Origin of the sequence: Streptomyces sp. A1136 (assembly GCF_004795055.1) — a bacterium.
GTDB lineage: Bacteria > Actinomycetota > Actinomycetes > Streptomycetales > Streptomycetaceae > Streptomyces.
The window spans coordinates 82635-98078 of record NZ_SSBJ01000009.1 but is presented as its reverse complement, the minus strand read 5'-3'; the positions used below and the strand labels follow the sequence as shown (position 1 = coordinate 98078).

The window sequence follows — 15444 nt, the reverse complement described above, 5'->3', positions numbered from 1 at the left end:
GGGAACCGTGGCCTCGGAGCCCACCACACAGGAGGCTCCCGCCCGGCGGCGGCCGACGGCGGCCCGACGCCGCCTCGCCCGACTCCGCGGCCCCCTGCTCGCCTTCCTCGTCACCTCGGGCGCGTTCTGCACCGCCTGGGCGGCCCGCGGCACCTTCCCCTTCGGGAACACCGGCCGCGCGCTCAACGACCAGGCCAACCAGTACGTCCCCTTCCACCGCGCCCTGTGGGACCTGGTGCACGGACAGGCCGCCGGCGACCTGCTGTTCAGCTGGCGCGGGGGCTTCGGCCAGCAGTTCCTGTCCGACTACTACACCTACCTCGGCAACCCTTTCTCCTGGCTCGCCGTCCTCGTCCCGCGCGCCCACGTCGACCTCGCGGTCTTCGTCGTCACCCCCCTCACGATGGGCACCGCGGCCGCCGTGATGACGGTGTACCTCGGCAAGCTGCACCCCGGCCCCTGGTGGCAGCGCGGGGTGCTCGGAGCGACGTACGGGCTGTGCGGGTGGGCGCTCAGCGACGCCTCGTACATCCCGATGTGGCTGTGGGGGCTGGTGGCGCTGCCCCTGCTCGGGATCGCCGTGGAGTGGTGCCTGGAGCAGCGGCGCTGGCCCGGCGTCGCGCTGTTCGTCGCGCTCGCCTGGTTCGGGAACTTCTACACCGCGATGATGGCCACGATGGCCGCCTGCGTGCTCCTGGCCGTCCGGCTGGCCACCCGCGAGATGTCGGGCGCCGAGCGGCTGCGCGCCCTGTGGCGGGCCGCCACGGCCACCGTGACGGGCATCTTCCTCACCCTGCCGCTCCTCCTGCCGTCCTTCCTGTCCAGCGGCGCCTCGCAGCCCACCCGAGCCGGCTCCTTCGAACCGGTCCGGATCGAGATCCTGCTCGCCGGGATGCTCCCCGCCACGCACCTGTGGGGCGGCCGGCCGCGACTGTACGTGGCCTCGCTGGGGCTGATCCTGGCGGGCACGTTCCTGTTCAACGGCGCGATCGCGCACAGGACCCGCCTGGTGTGGGCGGGCGCGACCCTGCTGGTGCTCGCCTCGTTCCAGTTCCCGCCGACCCAGTACGTGTGGCACGGCCTGGCGGTGCCGAACGGCAACCCGTACCGCGAGGCCTTCGTGTTCAGCGGCATGGTGGTGATCGCCGCCTGGCTGGCGCTCGCCCACCGCCCGCGCCCGGCGCACCTGGCGCTGTCGGCCGCCCTGCTGGTGGTGGCCACCTTCGTCCTGCGCCACACCGACGACTTCGGCGGCTGGACGTGGCCGGCCGTACTCGGCGGCGGGGCCGTCTCGCTGCTCGCCCTGGTCGCGCTCTCCCTCGGCCACAGGCACCGCTACCTCGTCCCGGTCGCCGCCGTGCTGATGGTCGGCGTCGTCTTCGCGGAGTCCACCGCCGCCGCACTCAACGCCGACACCCGACGGGCCCGCGAACGCTGGGCGGCGCCCGCCGCCACCTCCAACGAGTCGATCAGCCGCCACTTCGACGCCGTCCGGGCCGTCGACGGTTGGCCCGCGTACCGGACCGACTCGGGCGCGCCGCAGACCTCGTACAACGACGCCCTCGCCCTGCGCGCGGAGGGGCCGCAGTACTACAGCAGTTACCTCCCCGAGGCCACGTACCAGGCACTGGAGCCCCTCGGATACGGCTTCAAGAACGACGGCCGGACCTTCTTCGGCGCCGACAACCCGGTCCTCGACGCGATCTTCTCTATCGGGGCGCGCGTACGACCGGGGGCCGCGAAGAACAGCTGGACCGCCGCGAGGTTCCCCGCCCCGCCGCTCGTCACGCTGCGCGGCGGCCCCTACGCCTCCCCCAACCCGGCCGACAGCGTCTACGCCCGCCAGGAGAACGTCCTGGGAGCGACCGTCTACCAGGTCCCCCCGGTCACCCGGGGCGGCACCGCCACCGCCCAGACGTACGCGGCCCGGTGCGCCCCCGGCTCCGAGGCCTACTGGTACTCCCCCGAGCTCTACGGCACGCTCTCCCAGGGGCCACTCTCCCGCCCCCTGGAGGACCACATGAGCGGGGTCGTCCCGCTCGGCGAGGTCCCCGCCTCGGGCCGCCTGGACGTCACGGTCGCCACGCGCACCGCGAACGCCACCGCCGGCGCCCACCCCGTCGGCTGCCTGGACCGGGCCGCGCTCGACGCGACGGTCCACCGACTCACCGCCACCGGCGCCACGAGGGTCTCCGCGGACGGCCACACCATCGAGGCCACCCTCCCGAAGGGCGCCGGCGGCACCGCCGTCTTCGCGATGACCGCCGTCCCGGGCTGGCAGTGCTCCGCCCCGATCCGCCCCTTCCACGGCCTGGTATCCCTGCCCGTGGCGGCCGGTGCCACGAAGGTCTCCTGCACCTTCACCCCGAAGGGCCTCACCCCCGGCCTCGCCGCGGCCACCCTCGCCCTGCTGGCCCTCGCCTCGGTCACGGTCGCCTCCCGCCGCCGCCGCTGAGGTCCTCCCCGAACACGAAGAAGCCCCCCGCCACTCCTCTCGGAGCGGCGGGGGGCTTCTTCATACGAGCTCTCAGCCGTTGTACGGGCCGTAGTCGTAGTCCTCCAGCGGGACAGCCTGGCCGGAGCCGGTGCCGAAGGGCGAGTAGTCGATGTCGTCGTAGCCGACGGCCGAGTACATCGCGGCCTTGGCTTCCTCGGTCGGCTCGACCCGGATGTTGCGGTAGCGGGACAGACCCGTACCGGCCGGGATGAGCTTACCGATGATGACGTTCTCCTTGAGGCCGATCAGGGAGTCGGACTTGGCGTTGATCGCCGCGTCCGTCAGAACCCTGGTCGTCTCCTGGAAGGACGCCGCCGACAGCCACGACTCGGTCGCGAGCGAGGCCTTGGTGATACCCATCAGCTGCGGACGGCCGGAGGCGGGGTGACCGCCCTCGGTGACCACACGACGGTTCTCGGTCTCGAACTTCGACCGCTCGACCAGCTCGCCCGGCAGGAGCTCCGCGTCGCCGGACTCGATGATCGTCACGCGGCGCAGCATCTGCCGGATGATGATCTCGATGTGCTTGTCGTGGATCGACACGCCCTGCGAGTTGTAGACCTTCTGGACTTCGCCGACCAGGTGGACCTGGACGGCACGCTGACCGAGGATGCGCAGCACGTCGTGCGGGTTGGTGGCACCCATGGTGAGCTTCTGGCCCACCTCGACGTGGTCGCCCTCGTGCACGATGACCTTGGCGCGCTTGGAGATCGGGAACGCCGTCTCCTCGCTGCCGTCGTCGGGCGTGATGACGATCTTCTTCGTCTTCTCGGTCTCCTCGATCCGCACGCGACCGGCGGCCTCGGAGATCGGGGCGACACCCTTCGGGGTACGGGCCTCGAAGAGCTCGACGACACGCGGCAGACCCTGCGTGATGTCGTCACCGGCCACACCACCGGTGTGGAAGGTACGCATCGTCAGCTGGGTACCGGGCTCACCGATGGACTGGGCGGCGATGATGCCGACCGCCTCACCGATGTCGACCAGCTTGCCGGTGGCCAGCGAGCGGCCGTAGCAGAAGGCACAGGTGCCGACCGCGGACTCGCAGGTCAGGACCGAGCGGGTCTTGACCTCCTCGACGCCGTTCGCGATGAGGGCGTCGATGAGGACGTCACCGAGGTCCACGTTCGCCGGCGCGATGACCTTGCCGTCGATGACGACGTCCTCGGCCAGCATGCGGGCGTACACGGAGGTCTCGACGTCGTCCGCCTTGCGCAGGACACCCGCCTCGTCCTTGACACCGATCTTGAGCTTGAGGCCGCGCTCGGTGCCGCAGTCCTCCTCGCGGATGATGACGTCCTGCGAGACGTCCACCAGACGACGGGTGAGGTAACCCGAGTCGGCGGTACGCAGGGCGGTGTCCGCCAGACCCTTACGGGCACCGTGCGTGGAGATGAAGTACTCCAGGACGGTGAGGCCCTCACGGAAGGACGCCTTGATCGGACGCGGGATGGTCTCGTTCTTCGCGTTCGACACCAGACCACGCATACCGGCGATCTGTCGCATCTGCATCATGTTTCCTCGGGCACCCGAGTCAACCATCATGAAGATGGGGTTCGTCTTGGGGAAGTTCGCGTTCATCGCCTCGGCAACCTCGTTGGTCGCCTTGGTCCAGATCGCGATGAGCTCCTGCGTGCGCTCGTCCTTGGTGATCAGACCGCGCTCGTACTGCTTCTGGACCTTCTCGTCCATCGCCTCGTAGCCCGCGACGATGGCCTTCTTGGCCTCGGGCACGACGACGTCGGAGATGGCCACGGTGACGCCCGAACGGGTCGCCCAGTGGAAACCGGCCGCCTTCAGGTTGTCGAGCGTCGCCGCCACGATCACCTTGGGGTAGCGCTCCGCCAGGTCGTTGACGATCTCGGAGAGCTGCTTCTTGCCCACCGAGTAGTCGACGAACGGGTAGTCCTCGGGCAGCAGCTCGTTGAAGAGCGCGCGGCCCAGGGTCGTCTTCAGACGGAAGCTGTCGCCCGGCTGGAACTCCTGCTCACCCTCCTCGGCGACCGGCGGCACCCAGCCACGCGGCGGGATGGTGCCCACCGGGAAGCGGATGTCGACCTGCGACTGGAGCGCGAGCTCGCCGGCGTCGAACGCCATGATCGCCTCGGCCGTGGAGCCGAACGCGCGGCCCTCGCCCTTGGTGTCACGCAGCTCACCGTCGGTGGTCAGGAAGAACAGACCGAGGACCATGTCCTGGGTCGGCATCGTCACCGGACGGCCGTCGGCGGGCTTGAGGATGTTGTTCGAGGACAGCATCAGGATGCGGGCCTCGGCCTGCGCCTCCGCGGAGAGCGGAAGGTGCACGGCCATCTGGTCACCGTCGAAGTCCGCGTTGAACGCGGTGCAGACGAGCGGGTGGATCTGGATGGCCTTGCCTTCGACCAGCTGGGGCTCGAAGGCCTGGATGCCGAGACGGTGCAGCGTGGGCGCACGGTTCAGCAGCACCGGGTGCTCGGCGATGACCTCTTCGAGCACGTCGTAGACGACCGTGCGGCCGCGCTCGACCATGCGCTTCGCCGACTTGATGTTCTGCGCGTGGTTCAGGTCGACCAGGCGCTTCATCACGAACGGCTTGAAGAGCTCCAGCGCCATGGCCTTGGGCAGACCACACTGGTGCAGCTTCAGCTGCGGACCGACGACGATCACGGAACGCGCGGAGTAGTCCACGCGCTTGCCGAGAAGGTTCTGACGGAATCGACCCTGCTTGCCCTTGAGCATGTCGCTCAGGGACTTCAGCGGACGGTTGCCGGGGCCCGTGACCGGGCGACCACGACGGCCGTTGTCGAAGAGGGCGTCGACCGCCTCCTGGAGCATCCGCTTCTCGTTGTTCACGATGATCTCGGGCGCACCGAGGTCGAGCAGACGCTTCAGACGGTTGTTGCGGTTGATCACGCGGCGGTACAGGTCGTTCAGGTCGGAGGTCGCGAAGCGGCCACCGTCCAGCTGCACCATCGGACGCAGGTCCGGCGGGATCACCGGCACGCAGTCGAGCACCATGCCCTTGGGGCTGTTGCTGGTCTGCAGGAACGCGGAGACGACCTTGAGGCGCTTGAGCGCACGGGTCTTCTTCTGGCCCTTGCCGGTACGGATGATCTCGCGGAGGCGCTCGGCCTCCTCCTCCAGGTCGAAGGACTCCAGGCGCTTCTGCAGCGCCGCGGCACCCATCGAACCGTCGAAGTAGGTCCCGAAGCGGTCGCGCAGCTCGCGGTAGAGCAGCTCGTCGCCCTCCAGGTCCTGGACCTTGAGGTTCTTGAAGCGGGACCAGACCTCGTCCAGACGGTCGATCTCGCGCTGCGCACGGTCGCGCAGCTGCTTCATCTCGCGCTCGGCGCCTTCGCGCACCTTGCGGCGCACGTCGGCCTTCGCGCCCTCGGCCTCAAGCTCGGCCAGGTCGGTTTCGAGCTTCTTGGCACGGCCTTCGAGGTCCGCGTCACGGCGGTTCTCGATCTGCTGGCGCTCGACGGAGACGTGGGCCTCCAGCGACGGGAGGTCGCGGGTGCGGCGCTCGTCGTCCACGAACGTGATCATGTACGCGGCGAAGTAGATGACCTTTTCGAGGTCCTTCGGCGCGAGGTCCAGCAGGTAGCCCAAGCGCGACGGGACGCCCTTGAAGTACCAGATGTGGGTGACGGGAGCGGCAAGCTCGATGTGGCCCATCCGCTCACGACGCACCTTGGCGCGCGTGACCTCGACGCCACAGCGCTCACAGATGATGCCCTTGAAGCGGACACGCTTGTACTTGCCGCAGTAGCACTCCCAGTCCCGGGTCGGACCGAAGATCTTCTCGCAGAAGAGTCCGTCCTTCTCGGGCTTGAGGGTGCGGTAGTTGATGGTCTCCGGCTTCTTGACCTCGCCGTGCGACCAGGTTCGGATGTCGTCCGCGGTGGCAAGGCCGATCCGCAGCTCGTCGAAGAAGTTGACGTCGAGCACTGTGCGTCAATCCCTCTTTCGGGGTCGAGTCTCAATCATGGTCTGAACGGTCCCGGGGATGACGGGGGGCTCTTGAGCGAGCCCCCCGTCAGGCCCGTCAGACCTCTTCGACGCTGCTCGGCTCACGCCGGGACAGGTCGATACCGAGCTCCTCCGCCGCGCGGAAGACGTCCTCGTCGGTGTCGCGCATCTCGATGGACATGCCGTCCGAGGACAGCACCTCCACGTTGAGGCAGAGCGACTGCATTTCCTTGATGAGCACCTTGAAGGACTCGGGAATGCCCGGCTCGGGGATGTTCTCGCCCTTGACGATGGCCTCGTAGACCTTCACGCGGCCGGTGACGTCGTCGGACTTGATGGTCAGCAGCTCCTGGAGGGCGTAAGCGGCGCCATAAGCCTCAAGCGCCCACACCTCCATCTCACCGAAGCGCTGGCCACCGAACTGCGCCTTACCACCCAGCGGCTGCTGCGTGATCATCGAGTACGGACCGGTCGACCGGGCGTGGAGCTTGTCGTCGACCAGGTGGTGGAGCTTGAGGATGTACATGTACCCGACCGAGATCGGGTCCGGGAACGGCTCGCCGGAGCGGCCGTCGAACAGACGCGCCTTGCCGGACGGCAGGACCAGGCGGTCGCCGTCGCGGTTCGGGATGGTGTGCTCGAACAGGCCGGCGAGCTCGTCCTCGCGGGCACCGTCGAACACCGGGGTGGCGACGTTGGTGCCGGGCTCGACGCGGTCGGCGCCGATCGCCTTGAGGCGCTCGGCCCACTCCTCCGCGAGGCCGGAGACGTCCCAGCCGCGGCTGGCGAGCCAGCCGAGGTGGATCTCCAGGACCTGTCCCGGGTTCATTCGGGACGGGACACCCAGCGGGTTCAGGATGATGTCGACCGGGGTGCCGTCTTCCAGGAAGGGCATGTCCTCGATCGGAAGGATCTTGGAGATGACACCCTTGTTGCCGTGACGGCCGGCGAGCTTGTCACCATCGGTGATCTTGCGCTTCTGGGCGACGTAGACGCGGACCAGCTGGTTCACGCCCGGAGGAAGCTCGTCGCCCTCCTCGCGGTCGAAGACGCGGACACCGATGACCTTGCCGATCTCACCGTGGGGGACCTTGAGCGAGGTGTCACGCACCTCGCGGGCCTTCTCACCGAAGATCGCGCGGAGCAGACGCTCCTCCGGGGTCAGCTCGGTCTCACCCTTGGGCGTGACCTTGCCGACCAGGATGTCGCCGGCGACGACGTCCGCACCGATGCGGATGATGCCGCGCTCGTCGAGGTCGGCGAGGACCTCCTCGGAGACGTTCGGGATGTCCCGGGTGATCTCCTCGGGGCCGAGCTTGGTGTCACGGGCGTCGACCTCGTGCTCCTCGATGTGGATCGAGGAGAGGACGTCGTCCTGTACGAGGCGCTGCGACAGGATGATCGCGTCCTCGTAGTTGTGGCCTTCCCACGGCATGAACGCGACGAGCAGGTTCTTGCCGAGGGCCATTTCGCCCTCTTCGGTGGCCGGGCCGTCGGCGAGGACCTGGGCCTCGACGATCCGGTCGCCCTCGTTGACGATGACCTTCTGGTTGACCGAGGTGCCCTGGTTCGAGCGGGAGAACTTCGCGACGCGGTACGTGGTGTACGTGCCGTCGTCGTTGGCGACGGTGATGTAGTCGGCCGAGACCTCCTGGACGACACCGTCCTTCTCCGCCTTGATCGAGTCGCCGGCGTCGACGGCGCAGCGGTACTCCATGCCGGTGCCGACGAGCGGCGCCTCCGCCTTGATGAGCGGAACGGCCTGGCGCATCATGTTCGCGCCCATGAGGGCGCGGTTGGCGTCGTCGTGCTCCAGGAAGGGGATCATCGCGGTCGCGACGGACACCATCTGGCGCGGGGAGACGTCCATGTAGTCGACGTCGTCGCCGGCGATGTAGTCGATCTCGCCACCACGACGGCGAACCAGGACGCGGTTCTCGGTGAAGCGCATCTCATCGTTCAGGGCGGCGTTCGCCTGGGCGATGACGAAGCGGTCTTCCTCGTCGGCGGTCAGGTAGTCGACCTCGTCGGTGACGACACCGTCGACGACCTTGCGGTACGGGGTCTCGACGAAACCGAACGCGTTGACGCGACCGTAGGACGCGAGCGAGCCGATCAGACCGATGTTCGGGCCTTCGGGGGTCTCGATCGGGCACATGCGGCCGTAGTGCGACGGGTGGACGTCACGGACCTCGAAGCCGGCCCGCTCACGGGACAGACCACCGGGGCCCAGCGCCGACAGGCGGCGCTTGTGGGTCAGGCCCGACAGCGGGTTGTTCTGGTCCATGAACTGCGACAGCTGGCTGGTGCCGAAGAACTCCTTGATGGAGGCGACGACCGGCCGGATGTTGATCAGGGTCTGCGGCGTGATCGCCTCGACGTCCTGGGTCGTCATGCGCTCGCGCACGACGCGCTCCATACGGGCCAGACCCGTACGGACCTGGTTCTGGATGAGCTCGCCGACGTTGCGCAGACGACGGTTGCCGAAGTGGTCGATGTCGTCGGTCTCGACGACGATCGAACGGCCCGACTCACCGGTGGTCTCGGTCTCGCCCGCGTGGAGCTTCACGAGGTACTTGATCGTCGCGATGATGTCGTCGGTGGTGAGCACACCGGCGTCCAGCGGCTCGTCGGCGCCGAGCTTCTTGTTCACCTTGTAGCGGCCGACCTTCGCGAGGTCGTAGCGCTTGGGGTTGAAGTAGAGGTTCTCGAGCAGCGTCTGAGCGGCCTCGCGGGTCGGCGGCTCGCCCGGGCGCAGCTTGCGGTAGATGTCGAGCAGCGCGTCGTCCTGGCCCTGGGTGTGGTCCTTCTCCAGGGTGGCGCGCATGGACTCGTACTCGCCGAACTCCTCCAGGATCTGCTCGGTGGTCCAGCCGAGGGCCTTGAGGAGGACGGTCACGGACTGCTTGCGCTTGCGGTCGATGCGGACACCGACCATGTCGCGCTTGTCGACCTCCATCTCCAGCCAGGCACCCCGGGACGGGATGATCTTGGCGGAGAAGATGTCCTTGTCGGACGTCTTGTCGATGGAGGAGTCGAAGTAGACACCGGGGGAACGGACGAGCTGCGACACCACGACACGCTCGGTGCCGTTGATGACGAAGGTGCCCTTGTTGGTCATGAGCGGGAAGTCGCCCATGAAGACCGTCTGAGACTTGATCTCTCCGGTCTCGTTGTTCGTGAACTCGGCGGTAACGAAGAGCGGCGCCGCGTACGTGAAGTCGCGCTCCTTGCACTCGTCGACAGAGTTCTTCGCAGGCTCGAAACGGTGGTCGCGGAAAGTCAGCGACATCGACCCGGAGAAGTCCTCGATCGGCGAGATCTCCTCGAAGATCTCTTCAAGACCGGACTTGGTGGGGACGTCCTGTCCACTCTCGAGAGCCGACTCGACGCGAGCCTTCCAGGCGGCGTTGCCGAGCAGCCAGTCAAAGCTCTCGGTCTGCAGCGCCAGGAGGTTCGGAACCTCGAGGGGCTCCTTGATCTTTGCAAAGGAGATGCGCAGCGGGGCGGTGCTGGCACCGTTGTTCGTATTGGTCGAGGCGTTGCGCGAGGCGGCCAAGAGGGGGTCCTTCCGAGGGCTCGGACTCACTACGCGCGTACCGGTCCCAGCCGACACAGAAGACAGACGCTTTCAATCTGGCCGAAAGACCAGGTCAGGGCGGATCAGTCAGGTGTGCTCGAGCGTGGGCATGCCCCTGGCGACGGGCAGGGGGCAGCTAACAGGCAGCGCAAAGGGTCAGTGTAGCCACTTGGCTCACTGATGTCCAGACCAGGTTTCCGGAAACCGGCAACAGGCCTTCCCCACTCGATCAACCAACACCATGTTCAACCAACACGGTGCCCAACTTTGCCGCGCCCGTAAACAGAGCGCGTATCAGTACTGCCCTCTTCGTAGTCGATCCATGCCTCGGACCGCAGATCCGTGACCGCCGATCCAGGCCTCGGGCCGGAGCGGTGCGGGGGGATCTCCCACGACGGGTCTGAGAATTGCGCGCCGCCGCCCGTTCGTCAAGGCCCCCTGCTCCGAGCGGATCACCTCCGGCCCCCGCTCCAGGACGACGAAGATCACCCTACTCCCCAACGAGAGCAGGGCAAATCAGGCACTCCGGGTGCGCCAAAGGGCGACCACCCTTACGGGTGACCGCCCTTTGAAGAGGCCCCTGGGAGCCTCAGAGGTGTTACTTGACCTCGACAGCCGCGCCGGCAGCCTTGAGGGACTCGGCGGCCTTGTCAGCGGCCTCCTTGTTGACCTTCTCGAGGACCGGCTTCGGGGTGCCGTCGACGAGGTCCTTGGCCTCCTTCAGACCCAGGGAGGTCAGCTCGCGCACGACCTTGATGACCTGGATCTTCTTGTCGCCCGCACCGGTGAGGATGACGTCGAACTCGTCCTTCTCCTCCTCGACGGCGGCGTCGCCACCGGCGGCACCACCCGCGGGGGCAACGGCGACGGCCGCGGCGGCGGTGACGTCGAACTTCTCCTCGAAGGCCTTCACGAACTCGGAGAGCTCGATGAGGGTCATCTCCTCGAACTGGGCGAGGAGGTCGTCCTGAGAGAGCTTCGCCATGATGGGCGATCCTTCCACTAATTCGGCAGGTGCCGGATGTATAGAGAGGCGGGCGTAACGGCCCGCTACGACCCACGCGCTAGGCGGCGTGGATCAGTGCGCGAGCCGAATTACTCGGCACCGCCCTGCTCGGCGAGCTTGACGCGAAGCGCTTCCGCGGTGCGGACGAACTTCGACGGCAGCGCCTGGAAGAGCGAGGCAGCCTGAGACTGCTTGCCCTTGAACGCGCCGGCCAGCTTGCTGAGCAGAACCTCGCGGGACTCGAGGTCCGCAAGCTTCTTGATCTCATCGGCGGTGAGCGCCTTACCATCAAGGACACCCGCCTTGATGATGAGGTTCGGGTTGTCCTTGGCGAAGTCACGCAGGCTCTTCGCCGACTCCACCGGGTCACCGGTGATGAAGGCGACCGCGGTCGGACCAGCGAAGTGCTCGTCCAACGCGGTGATCCCGGCCTGGTTGGCCGCAATCTTGGTCAGCGTGTTCTTCACCACGGCGTACTGGGCGTTCTCACCGAGCGAACGACGCAGCGTCTTGAGCTGCGCGACGGTGAGACCCCGGTACTCGGTCAGCACGGCGGCGTTCGAGCTCTGGAACTGGTCCGTGAGCTCGGCTACCGCGGCAGCCTTGTCGGGCCTTGCCATAGAGCGTCGGCCTCCTTCCGGGTGATGAGGACCGCTCAGAAGGGGCTACATACAAAACGCCCCGGCGCAGGCGCCAGGGCGTAGCTCAACCGAATCGTGAAACTCGGGAACTTTCCTCAGTCACCTACGCGGGTCGTCCGCATCCAGCGGATCCTTCGGCCGCCGCACCCTTGCGGGCACGGCAACGACCAGCGGTCTTTGGCTTCTGGGGAACTGTACGTGAAGCACGCGACCCGAGGCAAATCGCCCTCGAACCGCCCCACCGCGCCGGGCTCAGCCCTGGGCGCCGCCGCCGTCCTTCGTCATCTCGGCGAGGTCCACGACGTGGTCGGCCGGGGGCGCCGTGATCTCGACCGGCTGGTTGTACTCGGTGAACTTGATCGTGACGTCCATCGGGCCCTTGGCGGTCTGGCCCTGGGTACGGACCTGCTTGGTGTGGTTCGCGGAGTCGATCCACATGTCCATCACCATGCTCCGGACGCCCTGGTCCTCCAGCTGCTTGACGCTCTTCTCCTGGCGCTCCTTGGCCTCCGGGGAACCCGCGGCCGCCGCGGCCTTCATCTGCTCCAGGCTGACCGTGCCGGTCAGGTGCGTGGTCTTCTGCCCGTCGACGGTCTCCTCGCCGAGCGACTTCAGGTCCTTGGCCCCGCTCAGCTGGTTCGCCCGGTCCCCCGGGTTCTCGCCACCCTGGCCGGCCTTGCCGAGCGCGTCCAGCTGGGCCGCCGCGCCCGGGTTCGCGTCCTTCAGGTCGATCTTGAGGTACTTGCCCTCGCTGCCCATGTACATCACGTTGCCGATGAGACGCAGATCGACGGTGCCGCCCTCCGCCTGTGGGGAGGCCATCTTCATGGACATCGCCACCTCCGGCTTGAGGCGCATGGCCACGTCCCCGGAGAGCGACTGGCCGGCCACAGTGCCGGACATGGTGTAGCGGAGCGAGGTGATGTCCTCGGAGCCCTTCTTCACCTGCTCCAGGAAGGAGGCGGGCTCCGCCTGCGCCGGCTTCTGGGCGCTCGGCGTGGCGGAAGCGCCCGTCGCGCTCTTCGCCGGAGCGGCGGCGCCGTCCTTCTTTCCGCCCTCGCACGCCGTGGCCCCGCCGGCCAGCAGTACGGCCGCGGCCACGGCGACGACCGTCTTCTTCCGATACGTGTTCACTTAAATTCCCCACCCCTGCGCATCACTGTGTGTTGCTGGTCAGAGCGACCTTACTGGGTGGTAGGGACATGGATCGCGCGGATTTACGCACGTTTCCGCCACGAACATGCGAAACGGGCCCCTCGCCGCCCTGTGAAGGGGGCGAGGAGCCCGTTCAGCGTTCAGCCACTCGGTGAGCCGTGACCGGAGTCAGGCCGCGACCGATCAGACAGCAGCCGGGTCTTCCTCGACGAGGAGGTTCCGGGTGCGGTTGGAGTCCAGCTGGATGCCGGGGCCCATCGTGGTGCTGAGGGCGGCCTTCTTGACGTAGCGGCCCTTGGCGGCGGACGGCTTCAGACGAAGGATCTCGTCCAGCGCGGCGCCGTAGTTCTCGACCAGCTGCTCATCGGTGAAGGAGACCTTGCCGATGATGAAGTGCAGGTTCGAGTGCTTGTCGACGCGGAACTCGATCTTGCCACCCTTGATCTCGGTGACAGCCTTGGCGACGTCCATGGTGACGGTGCCGGTCTTCGGGTTCGGCATCAGGCCACGGGGACCGAGCACGCGGCCGAGGCGGCCGACCTTGCCCATGAGGTCCGGCGTGGCGACAACGGCGTCGAACTCGTTCAGGCGGTTGCCCTTGGCGATCTCGTTGATCAGCTCGTCGTCGCCGACGATGTCGGCGCCGGCGGCTTCCGCGGCCGCAGCACGGTCACCGGTCGCGAAGACCAGGACCCGGGCGGTCTTACCGGTGCCGTGCGGGAGGTTCACGGTGCCGCGGACCATCTGGTCGGCCTTGCGCGGGTCGACACCCAGGCGGAAGGCGACCTCGACGGTGGCGTCGAACTTGGTCGTGGAGGTCTCCTTGGCGAGACGGACGGCCTCGAGCGGGGCGTACAGCTTCTCCCGGTCGACCTTGGCGTCCGCAGCGCGGAGAGTCTTGCTGCGCTTCACTTCTGCTCCTGTATTTCGGCTTCAGGCATGGAGTCGTGGTGCGGGCCAGCGCTTGGCCCTACCACTGGTGGTGCTGGGGTGGCTGAATCAGCCTTCGACCGTGATGCCCATGGAACGGGCGGTGCCGGCGATGATCTTCTCGGCGGCGTCGAGGTCGTTGGCGTTCAGGTCGGGAAGCTTGATCGTGGCGATCTCGCGGACCTGGTCACGCGTGAGCTTCGCGACCTTGGTCTTGTGCGGCTCGCCCGAGCCCTTCTCGATGCCCGCGCTCTTCAGGATGAGGCGCGCGGCCGGCGGCGTCTTGGTGATGAAGGTGAAGGAGCGGTCCTCGTAGACCGTGATCTCCACCGGCACGACCATGCCACGCTGCGACTCGGTCGCGGCGTTGTAGGCCTTGCAGAACTCCATGATGTTGACGCCGTGCTGACCGAGCGCGGGGCCGACCGGCGGAGCCGGGTTGGCCGCACCGGCCTTGATCTGGAGCTTGATAAGCCCCGTGACCTTCTTCTTCTTGGGAGGCATTGCTCTCTCCGGGTCCTAGTGAGAGTTTTTCGCCGCCAATCCGGTCATCCGGATGGAGGCATACCGCACCACGATAACGGGTATCGGTGCGGGGCTGAAAACCGAGCAGGTCAGACCGCCCTTTACGGGGCGTTCTGACCTGTTCGGAAGCGTGGAACCAGAAGATCAGTTCTTCTGGATCTGGTCGAAGCTCAGCTCGACCGGGGTCTCGCGACCGAAGATCTCGACGAGACCCTTGACCTTCTTCGAGTCCGGGTTGATCTCGTTGATCGTCGCCTGGAGCGTCGCGAACGGGCCGTCGGTGACGGTGACCGAGTCGCCGACCTCGAAGTCGAGGACCTCGATCTGGCGCTTGACGGCGGGCGCGGGCAGGCCGGCCTCTTCCGCGGCGGCCTTGGCGGCCTTCTCCTGCGCCTCCGGGGCGAGCATCTTGACGATCTCGTCCAGGGTCAGCGGGTACGGGTCGTAGGCGTTGCCGACGAAGCCGGTGACGCCCGGGGTGTTGCGGACGACGCCCCACGACTCGTTCGTCAGATCCATGCGGACGAGAACGTAACCGGGCAGCTTGTTCTGCCGGACGTTCTTGCGCTCGCCGTTCTTGATCTGGACGATCTCTTCCTCGGGCACCTCGGCCTGGTAGATGAACTCCTCGACGTTCAGCGAGACGGCGCGCTGCTCCAGGTTCGCCTTCACGCGCTTCTCGTAGCCCGCGTAGGTGTGGATCACGTACCACTCGCCGGGCAGCCGGCGGAGTTCGTCACGCAGCGCCTCGATGGGGTCGACCGGCTCGGCGGGCTCTTCGGCCTCGGCCTCGGCGGCGTCCTCGACGGCGTCTTCGTCGGCAGCGTCTTCGTCGGCGTTGGCGTCGTCGTCGGACTCGACCTCGGCGGCGTCGGCAGCCTCGACGTCGGCGTCGGCGTCGGCTTCCGCTTCGTCGGAGGCCTCGTCCTCGGACTCGACGTGCAGCGCGGCTTCCTCGGCAGCGGCACCCGCTTCGGCGTCGGCGGCCTCGGCCTCATCGACGTCCGCGTCCGCCGCCTCGACGATGTCGAGCTCGTCCTCGACGGACTCGACGGAGTCGTGGCTCGCGTTCAGGTTCGGGTCAGACACGGTGGCTGCTTCTTCCTGGATACAAAAGGTGGTCGAACATGCGAAAACGGGCGGCACCCATCAAGGGGCC

Annotated in this window: 9 protein-coding genes; 1 reads left to right on the top strand and 8 read right to left on the bottom strand. The window is 67.4% G+C overall.

Annotated elements, in window-relative coordinates:
* Positions 1-7: 7 nt before the first annotated feature.
* Positions 8-2455, top strand: coding sequence for a YfhO family protein (locus E6R62_RS11225; protein ID WP_168714026.1), 2448 nt, complete (start codon positions 8-10; stop codon positions 2453-2455).
* 72 nt (positions 2456-2527) lie between these two features.
* Here E6R62_RS11225 and E6R62_RS11220 read toward each other — a convergent pair whose 3' ends face one another.
* From E6R62_RS11220 to nusG, 8 genes are all read right to left on the bottom strand, one after another.
* Positions 2528-6427: a DNA-directed RNA polymerase subunit beta' gene (locus E6R62_RS11220; RefSeq protein ID WP_136213219.1), complete on the bottom strand. Its 3900-nt coding sequence runs from the start codon at positions 6425-6427 to the stop codon at positions 2528-2530.
* Between the two features lie 97 nt (positions 6428-6524).
* The gene (gene rpoB / locus E6R62_RS11215) at positions 6525-10007 is read right to left on the bottom strand and encodes a DNA-directed RNA polymerase subunit beta (RefSeq protein WP_136213218.1); all 3483 of its coding nucleotides are present in this window, start codon (positions 10005-10007) and stop codon (positions 6525-6527) included.
* Positions 10008-10626: 619 nt separating this feature from the next.
* On the bottom strand, positions 10627-11013 hold the full coding sequence (rplL, locus tag E6R62_RS11205) for a 50S ribosomal protein L7/L12 (RefSeq protein WP_136213217.1): 387 nt from the start codon (positions 11011-11013) through the stop codon (positions 10627-10629).
* A gap of 110 nt (positions 11014-11123) precedes the next feature.
* Positions 11124-11654, bottom strand: a complete 531-nt coding sequence (gene rplJ, locus E6R62_RS11200; RefSeq protein WP_030710304.1) for a 50S ribosomal protein L10 — start codon at positions 11652-11654, stop codon at positions 11124-11126.
* A 273-nt stretch (positions 11655-11927) separates the two neighbouring features.
* Positions 11928-12809: an LppX_LprAFG lipoprotein gene (locus E6R62_RS11195; protein ID WP_240801608.1), complete on the bottom strand. Its 882-nt coding sequence runs from the start codon at positions 12807-12809 to the stop codon at positions 11928-11930.
* A gap of 204 nt (positions 12810-13013) precedes the next feature.
* The gene (rplA, locus tag E6R62_RS11190) at positions 13014-13742 is read right to left on the bottom strand and encodes a 50S ribosomal protein L1 (RefSeq protein ID WP_030154662.1); all 729 of its coding nucleotides are present in this window, start codon (positions 13740-13742) and stop codon (positions 13014-13016) included.
* 87 nt (positions 13743-13829) lie between these two features.
* Entirely contained in the window at positions 13830-14264 is a 435-nt protein-coding gene (gene rplK, locus E6R62_RS11185) for a 50S ribosomal protein L11 (protein WP_136213216.1), read from the bottom strand.
* A 165-nt stretch (positions 14265-14429) separates the two neighbouring features.
* The gene (nusG, locus tag E6R62_RS11180; protein ID WP_136213215.1) at positions 14430-15374 is read right to left on the bottom strand and encodes a transcription termination/antitermination protein NusG; all 945 of its coding nucleotides are present in this window, start codon (positions 15372-15374) and stop codon (positions 14430-14432) included.
* Positions 15375-15444: the final 70 nt, after the last annotated feature.

Bases quoted from the DNA above. Each gene is read 5' to 3' on its own strand.
- rplJ (WP_030710304.1), bottom strand. From the start codon at position 11,654: ATGGCAAGGCCCGACAAGGCTGCCGCGGTAGCCGAGCTCACGGACCAG.
- rplL (WP_136213217.1), bottom strand. From the start codon at position 11,013: ATGGCGAAGCTCTCTCAGGACGACCTCCTCGCCCAGTTCGAGGAGATG.
- rplK (WP_136213216.1), bottom strand. From the start codon at position 14,264: ATGCCTCCCAAGAAGAAGAAGGTCACGGGGCTTATCAAGCTCCAGATC.